Raw genomic sequence first — 1177 nt, forward strand, 5'->3', positions numbered from 1 at the left:
GACTATGAACCTGCTGAAAACAAAACAAAATGGAGCTGTTCGTGACCACCCAATATTTGGAATTACAGAATATGGATATGGAATAACTGTTGATACAAAAGAAAACATTTTGCAATTTGGCCAAACAGGTTTTGCTCCAGGGTTTATTTCCATGAACTTTTATTTTCCAAAAACGAAGACAAGCGTAATTGTACTTTCAAATATAGCATATGATACTGACGATTTAAAGAAAACCTTTTACCATCATACAGAGCTGTTGAAAATGATAAGAAACGAAATAAAAAACGATCACTAACTGGCATTTGGTAAGATTGCGAATTTTGTAGGAAACACACATTTACATTTCGCAAGAAATTTTATCTTTGAAAGCAGCTACTAGGTTCCGAAGTTCGAAACTTCGCTAAGTACCAGAACGTATGCACCAAGCTAGGTAAACATCTCACCTAGAAGATACGGAATTCAATAAATTACTCAAATCAAATCAACGAACAAGAAACAACATGATCAAAAAAATACGAAGCGTAAAAGGAGTATTTCAGGTTTTATTCTTACTGTCTTTATTCTCCAATCAATCAGAGGGAATTGCACAAGTGTATGGTCAAAACGGAATGGTGGTTTCTTCCAATGAGCTGGCTTCGAAAGTGGGTCTTGAGGTTTTAAAAAAAGGAGGTAATGCCATTGATGCCAGCATCGCAACAGCTTTCGCATTGGCAGTGACACATCCTTCAGCAGGAAATATTGGAGGAGGTGGTTTTTTAGTATTCCTAAACGCAAAAGGGGAAGTTACAACCATTGACTTTCGTGAAAAAGCACCTCTTGCTGCTAGCCCAACAATGTTTCTGGATAAACAAGGGATGTTAATCGATGGTAGTAATCATGATAGCTTACTATCTGTTGGAGTGCCAGGCACCGTAGCAGGGTTGTATATGGCGCATCAAAAATATGGTCAATTGCCTTGGCGAGAATTGGTTGAACCTGCAGTTGACTTAGCCAAAAAAGGGTTCGTAATGCCTTGGGGTCTTTATAAAGAAGCGCTACAAGTGGTGGAAGACAATAAAACCAATGCCTTTATGAAACGATATTTTAACTCTGAAAAAGAGGCAGTTACCAAGCCAGGAGAACTATGGAAACAGCCTGCATTGGCAAAAACACTTGAGCTGATTCGTGATAAAGGGAA

Annotated in this window: 1 protein-coding gene and 1 pseudogene; both read left to right on the plus strand. The window is 38.3% G+C overall.

The features are described from left to right. Positions 1-295: pseudogene (locus IU405_RS00345) on the plus strand (serine hydrolase); the annotation flags it as partial. Between the two features lie 205 nt (positions 296-500). Further along, on the plus strand, positions 501-1177 hold a 677-nt coding region (locus IU405_RS00350), incomplete at its 3' end, for a gamma-glutamyltransferase (protein WP_197436682.1).

This window comes from Polaribacter sp. BAL334 (assembly GCF_015767435.1).
Classification (GTDB): Bacteria; Bacteroidota; Bacteroidia; order Flavobacteriales; family Flavobacteriaceae; genus Polaribacter.